This is a genomic window from Streptomyces sp. NBC_01166, assembly GCF_045039765.1.
GTDB lineage: Bacteria > Actinomycetota > Actinomycetes > Streptomycetales > Streptomycetaceae > Streptomyces.
Map to the genome: position 1 here is coordinate 60,622 of NZ_CP108614.1, position 17,333 is coordinate 77,954.

Here is a 17,333-nt window from a genome sequence, read left to right on the forward strand (position 1 = left end):
TCGTCTGTGCCTACGACGCCTCACGGATGGCTGTCCAACCGCCACGGTTGAAGGACTCGTCACCTGGGGCAACGATCGGCGGCTTCTCGTTGCTGCCCGCCTGTTGGTACGCACGCTGCGTGGCGGCGGACGACAGCTTCCAGTCGCTGTCCTCCCAGATCGCGGCAACCAGCGACCGCGTGTAGGTGCCGCGCTCCTTCGCCGTCTCCCCCGACTTCGTGGTCACGCGCGACAGCAGCCAGGCGCTCACCTCGCTCCCCGACTCCTTCACGACCTGGAAGCCGATCACGTGGCTGCGTACGTAGGCCCCGTCCGGAAGGGCGCTTCCGGCGGGCAGGCCCATGTCTGTGCGAATCTTCTTGTCCGTCTGGATCGCCTGGAGCTCGATCTTTTCGGCGTTGACGTCACTGTGGTCGGCCTTGGCCATGTAGGACTCGTAGATGCCCAGCTGCACGTCCACCGCGGTGCGGCCCGCCTCGACCGTGGTGTCGCTCGCCGCGGCCAGCATCGCGACGGCGCCCTCGGTGCTCTGCGGGAAGCCCACCTGGTTGCCGCGCGTATCCACCCGCTCGTTGCGGGGCAGAGCCGCCCACCGCGAGGGCTCGGTCCAGTCGGACGGTACTTTGGACGTAGGGGCGGCCGTGGTACTGGGGCGGGCGCTGTACTCAGCCCCGCCGTTCCCCTCCGGCCCGGCGTCGTCGGTGACGCCGCAAGCCGCCAGAGACAGCGTGAGAATGGCGAAGCTGCCAACCCCCCATGCCGAAGCCCAGCGCAGCCTTGTCCTGCTCATCGTTGCCATAAGAACGTCCTTAGCTCTCGTGCAGTTGTAAATGGTCAGTCGCCCGTTCACGAATCAACGCCTACCTCTGACAGCCCGCAGTCTCCTCGGCCGCCACCCCATCTGGGCATCGCCTGGACCGCGATCACCGCCGCCATGATGTTCGCCCTCGCCTGGCAACGTCTCGAGCACACGCACGGCCGATTGCGGATCAACGACCCAGCCCGCGAACTCGACGTCAGCCGGAGCTACCTGAACAAGCGGTTCAACGAGCAGATCGGCCTCTCGCCGAAGGCGATGGCCTGCGTCCTGCGCTTCCGGCGCACCACGCACCTGCTCACCTCGACCGGGAACTCCGCGCCCCGGCCGGATGTACGCCGACGGAGTTCCCAGCGGGTCGCCGGTCCGGATGCAGCCGCTCAGTCCTCGTCTTCCGCGTCCGGGTCCTCGTCGACTTCGAGTGGTTCATTGATCTGTTCGAGGCGCTCCTCGTATCGCCGCGTTCGCGGATCGCTCACCCCGAATATCCGCTGGGCCCGCTCCAGGGTGTCCTCTGCCAGGACCTCCGCGTGCGCGTAACGCCCGAGCGCCCGCAAGGTGAGGGCCAGGTCGCCCGCGACGCTGAGTGTGTCCTGGTGATCGGCGCCGAGGATGTTCCTGTATCTGCGCAACAGGTCCTGCTGCTGCAGCAGCGTCTCGTCGTATCGCCCGCGTCTGTACAGCAGTCCGGCCTGGTTGCCCCGCAGCCGCAGTACGTCGGGATGATCTGGCCCCAGGACTCGATCGCCCCGTTCGATGGCCGACTCGTAGAGAACCTCCGCCTGATCGAATTCGTCTTTGCCGAACGTGACCAGGCAGGCGGCGAGGTTGCCGACGGCGACGATGGTGCGCTGATGCTCCGGCCCGAGCACCCGTTCGCGCCGGTCGACCACGTCCTCCCAGAGGGCCCGGGCCCGTCCGTGATCACCGGAGGCGAACACGTTTCCGGCGAACCGATCGTTCAGCGCGATGAGGTCCGGATGGTCGGGGTCCAGGGAGCCGTCCCACACGCTCGTGACGAACCATCCGGCGGTGAGCCCGGCCAGATGGTCACCGGCCAGATACGTGTAGCGGAGAATTCCGGGAACGATGGCACGGAAGATCTCGGACTCCGCCCCGAGTTTCACGGCCGACCCACTGAGCATGCCGAGGGCACCCACCGCCGGCTTAAAGTGTCCCCAGTGTGCCCGGTCGTCCGGATCCAGGCGCGAGAGGCGTTCGTGGACCAAGAGGAAATCGTCGAGCCGCTCCCGGCCCGCGCCGTCGACGACGTCTGCCTGGAGGGCTTTCGCCACGCTGGGCAGGGCCCGGAGACAGGCTGCGAGTCCCTCGTCCGACGGATCCGCGAGCATCCCGATCGCCGGCTCCGAGCGGATGTACTGCACGACTTCTTCGAGGCGCGGTAGAAGCAGGCGGTTGTCGGTATAGACGCGGATCTTGTCGCCCGGCTCCAGGCTGTCCCTGAGTTCCTCCAGTCCGGCGAGCGTCGCCGGATCCACGGAGGTTCCGTCGAGCATGATCGACGGCGCTGTCCGCCAGTCAGGTTCCCTGTGCAGGCGACCCTGGGCCTGCTCGATCAGGATCTCGATCGTCTGATTGAGCACCTGGGTGAACTTGAGGCCGAGATCGGTGTCCGTCATCCGCAGCCTGAAGCCGATATCTCCTACGAACTCCGATCGGGTCTTCTCCAGTTCCTCGGCGATGGCACGCCCTTCGTTGCAGATCCGCAGGGCCGTTTCGAGATCCTGTCCCGCCGCGCCGCGAAACCTGACCGCCGTCTCGTACGCCTTCAGGAGAGAAGGGAGATACCGCTCCTCGCCGTCTTCGACGAGTTCCTCATAGACCGCGACGGTCCGGGAGTTCGCGGCGACCGCGTCGTCCATTCTGCCGAGGACGTGGTAGCTCACGGCGACTCCGTCGGTCCGGTGCGCCAGTTCGGGAAGGAAGGCGGCCCTGTCCTGGTCCACGAGTTCCTCGGCGAGAAAAGCGCTGTACTGGTGCAGCATGAGGGACTCGCTCGGCTCATCGTTGTAGGTGAGGGCGTCGGCGAGCATTGCCGTGATCTGGGTCATGTACGGCAGATGAGCCTTGTACGACTTGTAGCCCCAGTGAGCCAGTTCCTCGTAGCCCTGGAAGGCCTGGCGAGACACTCTGAGAGCGTCGGCATCGCGCTCCGCCCTGCGCAACTCACCGCTGTGATGGCCCCGCGCAAGTGACAGGAAGTGGAGGTGCCTCCCACGGTTTTCGGCGGCGAGCTCCGTCAGGTAGTCCACCGCGCGTTCGGACGTGAGCAGGGCTTCTTCGTATTCGCCGGCGTCCGCGAGAGTGGCGGCCAGAGTGTGCAGCGCGGCCGCCAATGATTCCAGCTGGTCTCGTCGGCCGGATGCCACCGCGTCCTCGATGTAGCCGAGTCCGCGCCTGACGGCGTCCAGGGCCCTGGACGCCTCGCCGAGATCGCGCAGGCGGGCACCGTAGTTCAGGTAAATGGAATACACGTCTTCGGGTTTACCCGAGGCGGCGCGGTACACCACACCCCGAGCCGCGAGCGCGGCCCCGAGCCCAGCGAGCGCATGGTGCGGGTACGGCACGGTGTAGTGGGCGTGGTACGCGGCCTCGTTAATGACCTCCACCCCGGTCAGGTAGGGCAGGCCGAGCGCGGTGGTCAGCTGCCGTGCCGCCCTCAGGTCCTGCCCCTTGGCGAGTTCCACGGCGACGTCCACCAGACGCCGCAGGTGCGCCTGGAGCAGTTCCGAGAGCGATTGCGAGGCGTCGGCGCTGCCGACGAGTTGAGCGAGGGACTGCCCCAGGTGGGTTCTGAGATCGTCACTGATCTCGGGGTAGTCGTCCGCGGCGAGTGCGAGGGTGTTCAGCAGGCGCGCGAGATACGCCGGGTGCGTCGCTACCGCGCCTGAAACGACGAGCCGCTCGACGAGCGCGGCTCGGCCCTCCGTGGTCGCGAGCAGGTGAGAGGCGATCAGATCCGGTTCGATCGGCGCGAGCAGGGCGCCTGGGGAGCCTGGGGCTCCGTCCGCGACGGCTGCGGCCGGGTAGCGCCGGTGCAGTGCCTTGGCGACGCTCTCGCGGGTCCGCTCCGGCTCGCCCTCGAAAGCAGGCGTCGATTCGAGCAGTTCCACAAGATCCTGCACGGTCGGAGTCGTGAGAGTCATGACGCAGAGCGCCTGCTTCGCCCGGCCGCGATCCGCCAGCGCGCTCGCGCCGTCCGTATGCGCCGTGCTCGACCTGGCCAGACGGTCGACCTCGACGTCGATGAGCGTGTCGAGGAGCAGACGCGCCGAGTCGTCGGCGGCGGAGATGGGCACCGCCCGGCCGGAGGCCGCCAGCAGGGCGGCGACGTGGACCAGCAGCGGCCGGTCGTACTCGGCGATCCGCCGGACCTCTTCGGCCGGCAGTTCCCGCGACACGTTCGGTCCGCCGACGGCCTTGCTGAAGGAGCGATAGGCGGCCTCGGCATGCCGTTCGCGGACATCCTGCTCATCGAACGCCTGGGTGGTCAGGTCGAAGGAGCTGGTGAGCAGCGAGGCGAGATCGGCAGTGCGGGTACGGAGCTCTCCCGGCCAGGCCTCCTCGCTGCGGGTGATGACGAGGAGCCGGATCGAGGCACCGAGGTGGCCGGCATCGATCGCCTGCTTGTAGAGGTTGTCGATGAACGTGCCCAGCAGTTCGTGCTGGTGCTCGGCATAGTCGAAGACGATGAAGTGCGGCGTGGTGAAGCTGTGCGTGCCCGAAAGTTGGTCGTAGTCGGCGAATCCCGCCTGCCACCTTGTCCGCGGGTCCTGGGTGAGCCTCCGGCAGGCCTCGGCGGCGATCCTGGACTTGCCCACCCCGGCCGGGCCGGTCAGTCGTGCGATCCTGATATCCGGTCTCGGTGGCAGCTCGTTCGCCCAGTCGACGATGCTGTCGAGCACCGCGCCGCTTGGGCCGTCGTTAACGAACTCGACCTGGCGGTAACGGTAGTTGACGAAGGCGAAGAGGCTCGCGTCGGGCAGTCGCGGCGGGTTACCGGACCAGCTCTCGGTGCCGAAGACAGACGGCCGCGCCGACAGATCGACGAGGGGAAGGCTCTGCAGCGGTTCGAGCGCGCTCACCCCGCGCTGCCGGGCCGCCGACTGGACCGCGGCGATCGAGACACCGCGCAGGCGGCCGTCCCACTGGGTGGGAACGCTGGTCACGATGCCCATCAGATGCCCGCCCGGGCCGATCACGCCCGCCCCCGATATCCCGCCCCAGTTCTCGTCGGCCCGCGGCTTCGGGTCGATGACCTGGATCGCGATCGCCGTATCGTCGTCGCCGACCACGGGAGCGAGGTTCACCCGCACGACGATCGGCTTGGGCGACGTGGAGCCGGATTCGATGCCCGCGACCGGGTACCCGATGATCCGGCAGTTCTCCAGCACTTGGACGCCGTGGTGGGTGCCTCCGAGGGCGGCGGTGCCCCTAGGCTCGTCAAGGTCCGGGACTACGAGCAGCGCGGCGTCGAGACCGTGGGCCTCCAGCGGAACGATCTCCGTGACCGCCGCCGGCGGCGCGGATCCCTCCAGCTTGACCGTGAACTGCTCCGCGGGAACGTGGCCGCCGGCGTACTCGGACGCCTTCGTTACGACGTGCCGGGCGGTCAGGACGAGGCCGCGGGCGAGCAGGAACCCGCTGCCGAGGAACACTCGGCCGCCGGCCGCGTCGAATCTGATTTTGGCCACTCGGGCGGCCGGGTTCTCAGCCATTTCGGTCGTCGTCCTGGATCAGCACCGAGGGCGTGACCAGAAGCTCGTGTCGGTTCGCTTGGGAATCGACGAAACCGGGGCCCAGAGTGAGCGTCAATTTATGCGAGTGCGTTGACGCGGAATTCTTACTTCCTTTGGCTACCACGAGCCAGCTGATACCCCCTTCGGCCGCGGCTTGTTTGGTCATCTCGACGGTGAGCTCAACCTCGATCTCCTTCACCTGCAAGGGTATGAGCGGATCGCGCTGACCGTGAGCCACAGCGAGTTCCTTGCGAAGGCTCGCCAATACCTCACTCAAAGGAAGTCCGTCAGACATAACCGGATCGTACCGGACACACCGCCGTGAAGATGCTGGTTGTTCCAAAGGCCGTCCCCCGGTCGGAAGCGGGGGGCGGCCCTTCGTCGTACAGGCGGACACAGCAGCAGCGGTGTTGATGTTGCCGGGCGGGTCTCAGGCCGCGGCCAGCATCGAACACCGGCGCCCGGTCCCGCTTGTAGAAGTGGGCGACCAGCACCTCGTGGTTGTTGCCGTGGTAGGCGGCCACCGCCTCGATGCCGGCGAACTCCTCCGCGAACGAACCGGAGGCCAGCACCGCCTTCTGCGCCATCGCCAGAGCGACGGCCCGCTGGGCGGCCAGCGCCCGCGCCGTTCTGCGCCGGGCCTTCTTCCCAGCCGGGAACGGCGTCCGGGCCGCGGGGGACGAGGTCGGCGGGGTCGATCCGCTCCAGCACCGTGCGGTAGGTGCCGATCATCCGCTCCACCAGCGCCTGCTGCTGCTTGCGGATCTCCTCCAGCTCGTCCTTCGCGTTCTTCAGCTTGGTGGCCACCCGCCTGCAGAACATCTCCGCCAGGTCGTCACGGGCCCGCCGCCGGGCGGTGTGCACCAGGCAGGCCAGCAGCGCGGTGCGCTTGCCGCTCTCGTAGTCCCGCAGCTCCGCCGCGTCCAGCGCGCCGGCCTCGGCGGCGAAGTCGGCGATCTTCCCCGGGGCGATGCCCTCCAGCCACATCTACTGGTTGGCTGTTCAGACGAGAGCGCCTAAGGGCTCGCAGAGAATCAACATGCTGACTTGATCTCTGTGGGGTTGCTGTTCGTGAGGAACGCGGTGACGTCGGCGGGTGTGCGGAACCTGGCTGTTGAGGGTCGAACGGCGCAGCCGTGGTCGGCGAGGAGGGGCTGGATTTGGTGGACGGCCCTGGTGATGGTGCTGCCGTTGACGCCGAGGAGCTGGGCGATCAGGTCTCGTGTTCCGAGTTTGCGCAGGTAGAGAACGGTGGCCAGGACTCGGTCGGCGGTGGTCAGCTTGTCCTTGGCGCCGGCTCCGCGAGCCCGGATACGGTCTCCTCCTCGCTGCTGTGACCGCCCGCGTTCACGGAGCTCATCGAGTTCCTGAGACAGCTGGTCGACGAGCTCGTCCAGTGCCGTTTCGGTCATGCCGGTCAGTTCCGGGTTGCGCAGACCGCCGGCTCGGGACTGGGGCGGCAGGCCCCCGGCTGACCGCGGGGCCTCGGCCGCACCGGCCGTGTTGTCGTGTTGTGGATGGAGGGTGTAGTTCCAGTCGCCGTGGAAGCGGTGGCGGTGCATGGGTAGTGCGTCGATGTCTGTGTCGGTGACCTTGATACCGGTGTCGTAGGTGCCCGGGTCGAGTTCCGCGTGGACTCTCAGCCCGGTGTGGGTAGTGGTTGCCTTGATGCTGTTCACGATGACGTCGTGGCTGGTTAGGGGCCTGCCGCGCCAGTTCATGGAGATGTGGGAGAACAGCCGGTGCTCGATCTTGTTCCACTTCGAGGTGCCCGGAGGCGTGTGGCAGACCGTGATCTCCAGGCCCGTCTCGGCGGCCAGGGTGGCAAGTTCGGTCTTCCAGGCGCGGGTGCGGTATCCGTTGGAGCCGCCTGCGTCCGCGGTGATCAGCAGCCGGGCGGCCCGTGGGTAGTCGTGACTGCCACGGGATTGCCACCAGCGGCGGATCGAGGCAACGGCGAAGGCTGCCGTGTCGTGGTCGGTGCCGACGCTGACCCAGCCGGTGTTCGCGGTGATGTCGTAGATCCCGTATGGGATCGCCTTGCCGGGTCCCTGCCGGTCCAGGAAGTCATGGGTCTTGACCTGGGCCGGAGCTCCCTTCGGCTCCCACTCACGGCCCCCGTTCTTGTAGAGGCCGACCAGTTCCTTCTTCTTGGTGTCCACGCTGATCACCGGGTCGCCGGAGCCCATGTGTTCCTTGGCCTGGTCGTTGATGTAGTGGAACTGGGCATCCCGGTCGGGATGCTGGGCACCTTCGAGGGTCTTGGCGTTGGCCTGGAGGCTGAATCCCTCCTCCCGCAGAAGGTCGGCGACGGTATCCGCCGAGACACGGTGGCCCTGCCTGGTGAGCTCGTCGGCGAGTCTGCGGGTGGACTTCGTCGTCCAGCGCAGCGGCGACATCGGATCCCCGCGCATGTCGGGTTCGACCAGCGCCAACAGCGCGGGACGCAGTTCTGGATCCACCTCGGCCGCCCGCTTGCGCCCGCCACCTGGGCGGCGGACCCGGCGCAGGGGTTCCGCCCCGGCCTCCAGCTCGTCCACGCCCTTGCGGACTGTGGTCTCGCTGACTTGGGCCGCCTGCGCGACCGCCCGGATCCCGCCGTGGCCCAGGATCCTGGCCTCGGCCCCCATCAGTAGACGGCGCTGCCGCTCGTCCAAGTGTGGGAACAATACCGCGAACTTCAGGCCGAGTTGATCACGGACCTCGCCAGATATGCGCATACCACACCAACGAGCCGAACCACTGGAAGCAACACATTGATTCTCTGCGAGCCCTAACGAGCTCGTGCACGGTTAGCGGTGAGACGTCGATCTCGGATCGGCGATCATGGGCTGCGTGGTGGGGAACGTGACGCGCACAGCGATCATCAGCGACCGGAGGATCACGGGCTTGTTGGCCGCTGTGATCGCTGAACCCGTGTCGGAGGTGGGGCCGTTGTGGCATGAACGTCATCAGGCCAGGCTTGCGTCCAGGCCGCGGAAGCGTGCGGTTGGCGCTGGTGCGAAGCACCGCATGGTTTTCGTCGACCGGCTCCTGGCCACGCTCGTACACCTTCGCCACGGGGTTACTCATGACGTGCTGGCCTGCTGGTTCGACGTGGACCGCTCGACCGTCACCCGTGCCATCGGCGAGGTGCGGCCCCTGCTCGCGGAGCGGGGATGCACGGTCAGCCCTGACGTGCGGCTGCGAACGCTGGCCGAGGTCGTTGACCATCTCGGCCAGGCCGGGGAGACCGGCATCATCGACGGCACCGAGATCCGTGGCCGCCGCCCTGCCGTCGGCCGCAAGGACCGGGACAAGTTCATCTCCGGCAAGAACAAGCAGAACGCCGTGAAGACCATGGTGTTCACCGACGGGGACGGGCGGCTACTGTTCTGCAGCCCGACCAAGCCCGGAAGCTGCGCGGACATCACCCACGCCCGCGAGTTAGGGCTGGTCAAGCTCCTGACCGACAGTCCAGCGGTCGAGATCCTCGCCGATGCCGGCTACCAAGGACTCGGAGCACAGACCGGCGGACGCGTCGTGACGCCCCCGCACCGCAAGTTCAAGAAGAACGCCCCGGACTGGTACGAGGAAATGCACGAGCGCCAGCGCAAAACGCACTCCTCACGCCGCATCCGGGTCGAACACGGCATCGCCCACCTGAAGAACTGGCGGGTACTGGCCCGCCACCTCGGCCGCCGCGAGCACATGGACGACACCGTCCAGGCCATCGCCGGCCTGCTGTCCCAGCAACAGACCGCAGACCGGATCCCGGCTTGGCAGACGTGAGCACCACGGCTCCGGCTGGCACTGCGACGTCTCACCGCTACCGTGCACGAGCTCGTTAGGGCCCATCGGCTGGTGACCGCGATGTCGTAGGGGGTTGGGCGGCCGGCGCGCAGGTGGAGGGTGCTCAGTGCGCTGTGGAAACGGGCGCCTGCCGGGAGGCTGGCGTCGGCGTCGGATAGGCGGATTGGTGTGTCATCCCGGAGCCGTTCGCTTTCCCAGACCGTGCGCAGCACGCTCGGGTCTGCACCACAGGCACGGGCGAAGCGTTCGGCCACGGGCCAGGTCGGGGTCCGTTCGCCGCTGAGTACGCGGGAGAGGTAGGAGGGTGAGCAGCACGTTTTGGTGCTCAGTGGGCACCAGAGCGGGGTACTGCGGTTCAGGCTCTGGCTGCTCTCGGGGGCACATCATTTGTCGGCACTCGAGTGCAGCGGGCGGACGAAGATTTGCAGGGGCTCCCCAGGGTCGTGTCGGGTCACCAAGCCGTACCCGTCGCCCTGCATGAGGGGGAGGACGGTGTTCGGGCTGAGCACCTTGGGCTCTGCTGTATCCAGCGGAACCTGCACAAGTACTTGCGGGTCAGATTCTTCGACAATTCCGTAAGCCATGCCGTTGTCAGTCACGGATGTCAGCGAGATGCCCTTGCGGTCACGGCTACTGTCCCAGTCCAGACAGAATCCCTTTTTCTGCTTGCGGTCAAAAACTACGGGCCCCGAGATCACGTATCGCCCGTTCGGCGAGACCACGATGTGATCCTCCCATGTCCACAGGCTCTCCTCGGCGTAGCTCACGCATTGTGCCTTCATATCGACGCGGCCAGTGGCAGTGTCCTGGAGCATCCAGGTTGGGCCTTGGCTGCCGCTCCACATGGTCAGAATGTGCGTGTCGACGACACCGTATGCACGCCCGTTGTAGGCAGTGCTCCCGTCCTTTTCCTGCCGGTCAAAGCCCTTCGGTGTCACCTCTGGGCTCGCCCACTTGTCCAGAACCGTGAAGCCACCGCCGTTGTTGTTCGCCAGTACTAGGGTCCGTCTTCAAAAGATCGTTTGCGTGTTGGATCATGGTGTGGTGATACGTCGCCACGAACTGTCGGATACAGAGTGGGAGTTGCTGGCCCCGCTCATACCCAGTGCTGTCAGGGGCCGGCCTCGGGCGGAGGACCGCCGGGTCATCAACGGGATGGTCTACAAGATCCGGACCGGGGTTTCCTGGCGTGACCTGCCGGAACGCTACGGTCCGTGGAAGACGGTCTACACCCGCTTCCGCCGCTATGCCATCGACGGCGTATTCACCCGGGCCCTGCAGCAGGTCCAAGCCCGGGCCGACGCCGCCGGCGACATCGACTGGCTGGTGCAGATCGACTCCACCATCGTCCGAGCCCACCAGCACGCCGCCGCCACCGGCCGAAAAGGGGGAAGCACCAGACGGACGAACCGGACGATCACGCCCTCGGTCGATCCCGAGGAGGCCTGACCACCAAAATCCACCTCGCCTGCGACGGCCGAGGCCGGCCCCTGGCCATCCTGCTGACCCCCGGCCAACGACACGACGGCATCTGCGCACGCCCCCTGCTCGAACGCATCCGAGTACCCCGCACCGGCCTGGGCCGGCCCCGCTGCCGACCGGACCACGTGATCGCCGACAAGGCCTACAGCTCACGCGGGTTCCGCGCCTACCTGCGCCGACGTGGAATCGGATCCACCATTCCGGAGAAGAATGACCAGAAACGGCACCGCCGGAACCGAGGCCGGCGAGGTGGCCGACCGACAGGATTCGACAGCGAGATCTACCGCCGCCGCAACACGGTCGAACGCTGCTTCAACCAGCTGAAAGGCTTCCGAGGCATCGCCACCCGCTACGAGAAGACCGCCACCTCCTACGAAGCGGCGGTCACACTCGCATCACTCCTGCTCTGGGCAAGATCGATTTGAAGACGGACCCTAGCCCGTCCTTGCTGATGCCGACGTAGACGGCTCCGTCACAAGATCGGTCGGGGGGACACACCTGCATATCTATGAAGGCGTTCTCCCTCTCGGTTACCTTCCCCGTGACTACGTCCACGATCGCGGCGTCATCGCCGTGTGGGCCTTCCTGGTAGCTCCCGTTGGTGACCAGCAGGCGATGCCCATCTCCCATGTAGTGCGTGGCGTCGGGAAGGGAGATTTCACGCAGCGGTGCCACTGTGTTGCCCTGGGAGTCGGCTGCGTAGACCGCCAGTTGCACCACGTCCTCGCCGTAGTGCAGCTCGTCCCTGCCCTTTACCCCGTGGGCCGACACTACGAGGTAGTGCTGGCCGTCCTGCTCGACAGCTAACAGTTCCGGGATCGCCGGAGGGTGATCCTCATCCACGTCTGCGGGGGGAGGCGTCCATGGCCGTGCGGACCAGCGAGTTTTCCCCGTAGCCGCATCCCTCAGTTGTACCGAGTACCCATCTGGCGTCTTGTGCAGGAGTCCCACACCGCCGGAGGGGACCACAGCGACTGGAAGCGTAGTCGCATGCTTGGAAACCCAGTCAAGTTCCGCGTCCCACCCGCGCTTGGTGTCGTACGCCTCCGGTAGGGCCAGCTTGGCCAGCTTCGTTGACGGCTTGCTCTTTGCGTTCGGCTTACCCGGGTCACCGCTGCATCCGCCCAATAGGCCAGCCACCATAGCCGCACAGAGCAGCACTGCTGATTTGCTTCTTCGCCGCATCCCCGGTTCCCCCATGTCATGCACCTGCGAACAGCGGAGCTCAGGACGTTAGCAGGCGAAACCCCGAGTGTCCGCAAATACTTGGGCGACTGACTCATGTATGGATGAAATTTCGTCACCACCAAGCTGGAGCCTGGAACCGTCGCTTTTCGGGACAGAGTGTCGATGCGTATCCGCGTCGTTAAAATTGCGCAGGATACGGAGGTATGCGCAGGTCGGTCAGCGTCGGCGTGGCCGAGGGGCCCTGGTTACAGACCGCACTGGTGTTCATCCCCGACCACCCGAGGAAGCCATCGGCACGCTGGCCCGGGTCCGCACCGTCGAAGGGCCGAGGACGGCGTCGCCTTCAAGCGGCGCACGGAACGGCCGATAGGCCTGGGGCCGAAGCTGGAGAGAACCTCCGCCGGATCGTCTCTCAGCTTGGCCCCGGACACGCCGCCGACGGATTAAGCCCGACTGCCTGCTGTGCACCGAAGGCCCCGCCCTGGGCACACCGATGGTCACCGCGGCGGCTTCAGGAGGCGTCCGCCGGGCCCGTACCTCGATATCGACGAGTACGGGAGCCATCGTCTTTGTTTTTGACCTGCCTCGGTGCCGATGGCGGACCGGCTCCGGCCGACGCCGCAGAGGCTCGACCTCGGTGAGCCGGGTGACGTGGCCGATCTGTTCACTGACTCCGGGATCTGGGAGTGGGCGGAAGGCAACCGCCGGATCCAAGGCCGTGACGCCCTTCGGTCGTATTTCGCCGGCCGACCGGCGGATCGGCTCTCACGCCGGATATGCACGAACGTCCTGGTCACCATCACATCCGAGGCTACAGCCACCGCGACCACTTACTTCACGACCTATCGTGTCGACGGCCATACCAGTGGTTTCGCCGCCCCGCGGGCCCCGACACAGGTCGGCCACTACGAGGACACGTTCCTCAAGGCCGAAGACCGCTGGCTGCTCAAGTCCCGTTCGCTGTATCTGGCTTTCGCTGGACCAACCGAGCACCTCAAAGCAGCAGCCAACGAGTGAGCCACGTCTGCCGCACTGATGTCTCAAGTCGGCAGGTACGGCGGTCCGGCGAGCACACGGTCCGGAGACCAGGCGGCTCGACGGGACGGGGCAAGAGTCGTGTCGCGACGGCCCGCGGCCCGCGGCGAGTAGGCGGCCGGAAAACTCACCACGATCCCGAGGGCCTACTCACGACAGTTCGTGTCTGCTCGCCACAGCCTGCCGTGCTCACCACGAGAACTCACCACCGTAGGTCAGAAGTGCTTTTTGCGCAGATTGCGCAGTCGGGTCAGTCGTCCTGTCCCGGGTCGGGCTGCGCAGGCAGCGCCGGTTCAACCTTGCAGTCGGGTCTCCGGTCGGCAGACTTCGCACGGCTCGGTCCGGGCGTGGGTTCAGTAGGTGACGATGATCCGGCGTGCCGGGCCGTCCACCCGGATTCGTCCTCCGACGGGAATCACGAGCTGCGGGTCAGTGTGGCCGAGGTCGACGTCGAACACGACCACGGTGCCGGGCGCGTACTGGTGGAGAGCGCGTAGGACGGCGTCTCGCTGTTGCTGGCGGAAGTACGCCTTGTCCTGGGAACTGAGCTGGTTCTCGAACGACCAGCTCTTCGCTCTGCCCATCAGCAGCGCGGGGAACTGTTGCAGCAGCCCGCGCTCGCCCATGCTCCGAAGGATCCAGTAGGCCTCCTGAGCGCTCGGCATGTCCTCCGAGGTCTCCAGGAAGAGCACGTTCCCGGCGTAGTCGTCCACCGGTTGCACTACGCGGTCGGCCATCAACAGCCAGGAGATGATCTCCAGGTTGCCGCCCCAACTGACTCCTTCCACTACCCGGTCGCCGTTGTGCCAGCTCCAGCCATCGGCGGGTTCCATGACCGGTTCGGACTCGAAAGTGTGCGGGTCCTGCCAGGGGCGGTCGATGTCTCCGTAAGTGCTTGCGGGACTGAGCTCGTACTCGCCCGAGGTGAATAACGCAGCCCGGAGGGAGTCCGCGGTCAGCGGATTCAGCGCGCCGGGCCGTCCGAGCTCGACCATCACTGAGCCGCCGTGATAACTGACAATGCCCAGGTTCCGTAGGAACAGCAGCAGGTTGGTGTTGTCGCTGTAGCCCAAGAAAGGCTTCGGGTTGGCACGCAAGAGGCCGGAGTCGAGGTGGGAAAGGACGGTGATCTGGTCGTCGCCGCCGATGCTGGCGATCACTGCCTTGATGTCGGGGTCCGCAAAGGCCGCGTGGATGTCCGCGGCCCGCTCCTCGGGCGTCGCACCCATCTTCCGAGTCGTCGGGTACTCGACTGTCCTCAGCCCGAAATCGTCCTGGAGTCTGCGCAGCCCCAACTCGTAGGGCAGAGGCAAGAGACCGGGCAGACCGGACGAGGGAGACAACACCGCGACCCGGTCTCCCGGGCGAGGCTTGGCAGGGTACAGAAGATCCGTCATCTGATGATCGTAGGAGCCAGCGGTCCTGATTCCGCAGCGAGCGCCCCAGATCGGCGATGGTGGAACAGGCCGCGCCCTGGAGGTCGCGGGCCCGGCGGTATGCAAGCTGCTCGTTCACGGCGCCATCCTGGCGTGCCGGACTCGAACCGGATCCGCGCACCCCATCTGACCTGCGACGGTGCGTTGACCTCGGAGAACCGTCCCGCCCTGGCCTGTCCCAGCTGGTCCTTGACCGTCCCAGGGGAAGAGCGGCGCACCCGCGGGTGCACGCTTGGGCGCCCGAGCACGACGAGGGCACGGCACCATCAGTGCATGCCGGGCCGACCTGCAGCGAGTGGCCTTACTTGCGGAGCACAGTCACCCACCTGCAGCCGCACCCCTCCGCAGGAGGAGGGACGACCTGCACAGCAACGGCCATGGCCGAAACCGTGCCTCCACAACTTCTACCTTCAACGGACACCCAGGGGCCAAAGTCATGCGACTCCGTGCGCCCCGGGGCGCACACCGCAGGTCGTCTTCACTCTGACAGTCGCACTAGGCCGACTGGGTGCAGACGAAGCCGAGTGCCGCTAGCCCCTCAGCCTGACAGAGCCGGTCGGACGCTCCGCCGACCTCGGTCTGCAGCAGCTGGTAGGCCGCCCCGCTCGCGCGACCCCACGTCATCGCCGCCCGCCACAGCGCGCGGCCGTAGCCGTGGCCGCGGTACTCCGGGTGGACGGCGAAGTACTGCGGCAGCAGCCGGGTTCGCCCGGCCTCGTCGATCATCGTCTCCAGAGGGCCGATGGCGCCAGCCATCTGTCCCTCACGCGCGACTGTGAGGACCGGCCCCACTGTCCCCGCGCTCATCTGCTCGTGGAGGAAAGCCAGGCCGTCCGCCTTCATCTCCTCGGCGAACCGGGCGAACGTCACCCTCACGCCCTCGGGCTGCTCATGGTACGGGCGCACCTCGACCGCTCCGGTGGCCTCCGGTCCGGGGCCCGCGAAGTCCTTCAACTGCACGCGCGTGCCCACGGCGGCGGCTGACTGTTCCGGCTCGTCCGGGCCCAGGAACCACACGACCCGCGCCGCCCCCGCCTCATGGGCGTCAGCGAGTTTGCGGGCCAGGGCGGTGGCGTCGGCCAGGACGCCCGGCTCCGCGCCGTACACATAGACCTTCACCGCCCCCCGGCCCCGGTGGGACAGTGTCGGCAGGAGCGTCGAGCGCTCGTCGTGACGCACGGCGCCGACCAGGAGCCGCTCGGCCTTTGTGCGCGACCACCGCCGGTCTTTGTCGTACGGCAGGAACTCCCCGGAGTCCGCGACGCCAGCTACGGCGGCGAAAAGTTCCGGGAGTGGGCTGGAGGGGTGGACAGGGCCCAGCGTCGGCACGAACGGCACGGGCATCACTGGGTGCACCCAGTCCCAGTTCAAGAGCATGGCCGCACGTTACACACACGGCACAGGCCCCGGGGCGCGAACACCGGGGCCTGCACGTTCATGACCGGATCAGGTCAGTGGGGGTTGTCGTCGCCCGCGGCGCACGAGCACTTAGCCGCCTCCATCACGTCGTCCAGGTCGGCGACGGAAGTGATGGTGAGGGTGGGGGCGAGGGGCCGCTCGACGGGCCGCGTGAGGTACGGCAGGTCGTTCGTCGGCGTTTGCCCGGGGAGCGGGCGTCGGGGGGAGATCTCGACAGCGACAGCAGTCATGGTCAACTCACCTTCGTCATTCCGTGTTGGCAGTAGCTTGCGAGTGGTGCCTTCGCCTCCTGGTAGTGCTTGGCCAGGGGCCGGCATACGGTGCAGGACCCCGAGAGCTGGCAGCCAGAGCAGCCACCGGTGCGAAGCATGAGACGGTCGGCGATGTCGCCGAGCTGTGCGAGACCGTCGATCCCTTCCTGGGGGAGACTGATCTGGTCGTCGCGGCCGATCTTGCAGATCGTGGCGAAGCCGTGCGGGTCCATGTGGAAGAAGGTGTGACCGGCGTTGCACCCGCCGAACCTCTTCCGCATCCTCAGGTGTTCCTTGGACTGCGCGGTGAGGACTTCACCGCCGCCGTAGATCGTCGGCGTCATGTTCGTGAAGACGGCGTAGTCGACACCCCACTGTTCGCACAGGTCGACCATCGCCTGTTCCTCGTCGGCGTTGTCCTCGGTCACGATGACGCTCATCCGCAGCGGGAGCCCCGCTTGGCGGGCGGCGCCCATGCCCTGCATGAACAGGTCCCATGCGCCATCGCGCTGCGTCAGCTCGTCGTAGCTACGCTTCGTCGCCCCGTACATCGACACCGTCACGCGGTAGGGCGGGCGCTCCCGGAGCATCGCGAGGAGGTTCTCCCGCCAAAGCAGGGAGCCGTTCGTGGAGATCGTGATCATCATTCCGTGGTCCCACGCATGCCGGTACGAGGGCATGAAGTCCTTGTCGACGGTGGGCTCACCGCCGGTCACCTGGAGCCACAGCACCCCGGCCTCGGCCATGATGTCGAGGCAGCGGATCTTGTCGTCGAGCGGCATTCCCGAGTTGACCTTGAGGCCCAGGTAGCAGTGCTTGCACTTGTAGTTGCAGCCGAGGTTGATCTCCCACGACGCCTTGCCGTACCCCCACGTCGACGGCTGCCGCACGACCAGCAGCTCAGGCAGCGAGCGGCCGGTGACGTCCGTGCCCCACTGCTCTCGAGCGGCATCAGCCAGCCAGCCCGGAACGGCATCATCGGTCGCGGCGCGCAGCTCGTCGTAGGTGGCCTCCGGCAGCAGCAGCCCGCTGGGGCTGCCGGGGCGGACGAGGACGTGCTGGCCCAGGAACGGGCTGGCGATCAGCTCATGCATCTTGGTCTCCTTCGGTCGGGTGGTGGGCAGCACGCCACGGGGCCCACAGCACAGTTCGG

Annotated in this window: 14 protein-coding genes and 1 pseudogene; 3 read left to right on the forward strand and 12 right to left on the reverse strand. The window is 66.9% G+C overall.

What is annotated here, in order from left to right; genetic code table 11:
* Positions 1 to 10: 10 nt before the first annotated feature.
* The 5 genes from OG379_RS39905 to OG379_RS39925 form a co-directional block, all read right to left on the reverse strand.
* Positions 11 to 790: a hypothetical protein gene (locus OG379_RS39905; RefSeq protein WP_405668911.1), complete on the reverse strand. Its 780-nt coding sequence runs from the start codon at positions 788 to 790 to the stop codon at positions 11 to 13.
* A gap of 407 nt (positions 791 to 1,197) precedes the next feature.
* A complete protein-coding gene (locus OG379_RS39910) occupies positions 1,198 to 5,556 on the reverse strand; it encodes a tetratricopeptide repeat protein (protein WP_331735018.1) in 4,359 nt (1,452 codons plus the stop codon).
* Entirely contained in the window at positions 5,549 to 5,872 is a 324-nt protein-coding gene (locus tag OG379_RS39915; protein ID WP_405668913.1) for a trypco2 family protein, read from the reverse strand. The genes OG379_RS39910 and OG379_RS39915 overlap by 8 nt, the downstream gene beginning before the upstream one ends.
* Complete coding sequence (locus tag OG379_RS39920) at positions 5,851 to 6,564, reverse strand: hypothetical protein (protein WP_331735705.1); 714 nt, start codon at positions 6,562 to 6,564, stop codon at positions 5,851 to 5,853. Before OG379_RS39920 ends, OG379_RS39915 begins: the two co-directional genes overlap by 22 nt.
* Before the next feature lie 47 nt (positions 6,565 to 6,611).
* Positions 6,612 to 8,297, reverse strand: coding sequence for an ISAzo13 family transposase (locus OG379_RS39925; RefSeq protein ID WP_331735024.1), 1,686 nt, complete (start codon positions 8,295 to 8,297; stop codon positions 6,612 to 6,614).
* A gap of 292 nt (positions 8,298 to 8,589) precedes the next feature.
* On the opposite strand from OG379_RS39925, the gene OG379_RS39930 reads away from it, so the two are divergent.
* Positions 8,590 to 9,348 (forward strand): transposase family protein, encoded by a 759-nt coding sequence (locus OG379_RS39930; protein ID WP_331735025.1) that lies wholly within the window; start codon positions 8,590 to 8,592, stop codon positions 9,346 to 9,348.
* Positions 9,349 to 9,584: 236 nt separating this feature from the next.
* Here OG379_RS39930 and OG379_RS39935 read toward each other — a convergent pair.
* Both OG379_RS39935 and OG379_RS39940 read right to left on the reverse strand, forming a co-directional pair.
* A pseudogene (locus tag OG379_RS39935) lies at positions 9,585 to 9,728 on the reverse strand (helix-turn-helix domain-containing protein); the annotation flags it as partial.
* Between the two features lie 24 nt (positions 9,729 to 9,752).
* The gene (locus OG379_RS39940) at positions 9,753 to 10,307 is read right to left on the reverse strand and encodes a hypothetical protein (protein ID WP_331735028.1); all 555 of its coding nucleotides are present in this window, start codon (positions 10,305 to 10,307) and stop codon (positions 9,753 to 9,755) included.
* Between the two features lie 109 nt (positions 10,308 to 10,416).
* Here OG379_RS39940 and OG379_RS39945 point away from each other — a divergent pair.
* Positions 10,417 to 11,276, forward strand: a protein-coding gene (locus OG379_RS39945) for an IS5 family transposase (RefSeq protein WP_405669064.1) whose coding sequence is annotated in 2 segments (ribosomal slippage) — positions 10,417 to 10,783 and positions 10,783 to 11,276 — 861 coding nt in all. Because the reading frame shifts where the segments join, the coding sequence is not laid out codon by codon here.
* Here the strand turns inward: OG379_RS39945 and OG379_RS39950 are convergent.
* Complete coding sequence (locus OG379_RS39950; RefSeq protein WP_405668916.1) at positions 11,236 to 12,051, reverse strand: hypothetical protein; 816 nt, start codon at positions 12,049 to 12,051, stop codon at positions 11,236 to 11,238. The two genes, OG379_RS39945 and OG379_RS39950, sit on opposite strands and share 41 nt — an antisense overlap.
* A gap of 582 nt (positions 12,052 to 12,633) precedes the next feature.
* Here OG379_RS39950 and OG379_RS39955 point away from each other — a divergent pair.
* The gene (locus OG379_RS39955; RefSeq protein ID WP_331735033.1) at positions 12,634 to 13,056 is read left to right on the forward strand and encodes a nuclear transport factor 2 family protein; all 423 of its coding nucleotides are present in this window, start codon (positions 12,634 to 12,636) and stop codon (positions 13,054 to 13,056) included.
* 371 nt (positions 13,057 to 13,427) lie between these two features.
* Here OG379_RS39955 and OG379_RS39960 read toward each other — a convergent pair whose 3' ends face one another.
* The 4 genes from OG379_RS39960 to OG379_RS39975 form a co-directional block, all read right to left on the reverse strand.
* Positions 13,428 to 14,471 (reverse strand): S66 peptidase family protein, encoded by a 1,044-nt coding sequence (locus tag OG379_RS39960; protein ID WP_331735035.1) that lies wholly within the window; start codon positions 14,469 to 14,471, stop codon positions 13,428 to 13,430.
* A 534-nt stretch (positions 14,472 to 15,005) separates the two neighbouring features.
* Positions 15,006 to 15,887 carry a GNAT family N-acetyltransferase gene (locus OG379_RS39965; RefSeq protein ID WP_331735038.1) on the reverse strand — a complete coding sequence of 294 codons (882 nt, stop codon included), beginning with the start codon at positions 15,885 to 15,887 and terminating at the stop codon, positions 15,006 to 15,008.
* Between the two features lie 74 nt (positions 15,888 to 15,961).
* Complete coding sequence (locus OG379_RS39970; protein ID WP_331735040.1) at positions 15,962 to 16,159, reverse strand: hypothetical protein; 198 nt, start codon at positions 16,157 to 16,159, stop codon at positions 15,962 to 15,964.
* Positions 16,160 to 16,161: 2 nt separating this feature from the next.
* Positions 16,162 to 17,274, reverse strand: coding sequence for a radical SAM protein (locus OG379_RS39975; RefSeq protein WP_331735044.1), 1,113 nt, complete (start codon positions 17,272 to 17,274; stop codon positions 16,162 to 16,164).
* Between the last annotated feature and the right edge of the window lie 59 nt (positions 17,275 to 17,333).

What these genes read in the sequence shown, in the direction of transcription:
- OG379_RS39905 (WP_405668911.1), bottom strand. Translation starts at nt 790, where the DNA reads ATGAGCAGGACAAGGCTGCGCTGGGCTTCGGCATGGGGGGTTGGCAGC.
- OG379_RS39910 (WP_331735018.1), bottom strand. Translation starts at nt 5,556, where the DNA reads ATGGCTGAGAACCCGGCCGCCCGAGTGGCCAAAATCAGATTCGACGCG.
- OG379_RS39915 (WP_405668913.1), bottom strand. Translation starts at nt 5,872, where the DNA reads ATGTCTGACGGACTTCCTTTGAGTGAGGTATTGGCGAGCCTTCGCAAG.
- OG379_RS39920 (WP_331735705.1), bottom strand. Translation starts at nt 6,564, where the DNA reads ATGTGGCTGGAGGGCATCGCCCCGGGGAAGATCGCCGACTTCGCCGCC.
- OG379_RS39925 (WP_331735024.1), bottom strand. Translation starts at nt 8,297, where the DNA reads ATGCGCATATCTGGCGAGGTCCGTGATCAACTCGGCCTGAAGTTCGCG.
- OG379_RS39930 (WP_331735025.1), top strand. Translation starts at nt 8,590, where the DNA reads ATGGTTTTCGTCGACCGGCTCCTGGCCACGCTCGTACACCTTCGCCAC.
- OG379_RS39950 (WP_405668916.1), bottom strand. Translation starts at nt 12,051, where the DNA reads ATGGGGGAACCGGGGATGCGGCGAAGAAGCAAATCAGCAGTGCTGCTC.
- OG379_RS39955 (WP_331735033.1), top strand. Translation starts at nt 12,634, where the DNA reads ATGGCGGACCGGCTCCGGCCGACGCCGCAGAGGCTCGACCTCGGTGAG.
- OG379_RS39960 (WP_331735035.1), bottom strand. Translation starts at nt 14,471, where the DNA reads ATGACGGATCTTCTGTACCCTGCCAAGCCTCGCCCGGGAGACCGGGTC.
- OG379_RS39965 (WP_331735038.1), bottom strand. Translation starts at nt 15,887, where the DNA reads ATGCTCTTGAACTGGGACTGGGTGCACCCAGTGATGCCCGTGCCGTTC.
- OG379_RS39970 (WP_331735040.1), bottom strand. Translation starts at nt 16,159, where the DNA reads ATGACTGCTGTCGCTGTCGAGATCTCCCCCCGACGCCCGCTCCCCGGG.
- OG379_RS39975 (WP_331735044.1), bottom strand. Translation starts at nt 17,274, where the DNA reads ATGCATGAGCTGATCGCCAGCCCGTTCCTGGGCCAGCACGTCCTCGTC.